1 pseudogene is annotated in these 678 nt (G+C 66.2%); it reads right to left on the bottom strand.

The features are described 5' to 3' along the window. A pseudogene (locus EN993_RS36525) lies at positions 1–678 on the bottom strand (SPOR domain-containing protein); the annotation flags it as partial.

Consider the following 678-nt stretch of genomic DNA (forward strand, 5'->3'; position numbering starts at 1 on the left):
TGACGGTCTCGACCGGCTCGGCCGAACGGTAGGCAGTCGCCGCGGCGACTGCCGGCGCTGCGGCCATGGATGCCATCGAAGCGGCCGGCTGAGCGCTAAACGCAGGCTGAGCGCTGAATGACGGCTGCTGCGGAACCGGCGTCACGCGGCTCCACGAACGGGCCGGCTCTGGCGGCGTGGAACGTTCCGCCAGCCAATCGAGAGAATCCGCCGAATTGTCCCGGGCCACCTCACGCGGGTCAAGGCTTTTGGCCAAAGCCGCGTCGAACGCATCGTTGTCGAAATCGACATCACCTTGCCCGGCAGCCTCCGAGCCCGAATCCAGGCCCTCAACTTCATCAAGCAGAAGATCGTCGAGATTCACGTCGGCCGCTTGCGCATCACCAAGGTGCTGAGGCTGCTCAGGCGAAGATTCATCAAGATCCCAGTGGAGGTCGCCGACAAGTTCGGCAGGTTCTTCCGCGGTCTCTGCTGCTTCGGCAGGCGGCGGGGCGGCGACAGCTGGCTGAGCAGTGGCGGGCTCGCTGGCCATGGGCACTGTGCGCGCCGTCATGGCGCCCAGCAGCGCATTCAACTCGTCTTCCAGGCTTCGTTCGTCCGCGATCGGGGCTTGCACCGGCTCGGCCACATCAGCGGCTGGCGCCACCGGCTGGACCGTAGCGGTGGCAACCTCTGTGA

It is taken from the genome of Mesorhizobium sp. M7D.F.Ca.US.004.01.2.1, from assembly GCF_003997785.1.
Taxonomy (GTDB): domain Bacteria; phylum Pseudomonadota; class Alphaproteobacteria; order Rhizobiales; family Rhizobiaceae; genus Mesorhizobium; species Mesorhizobium loti.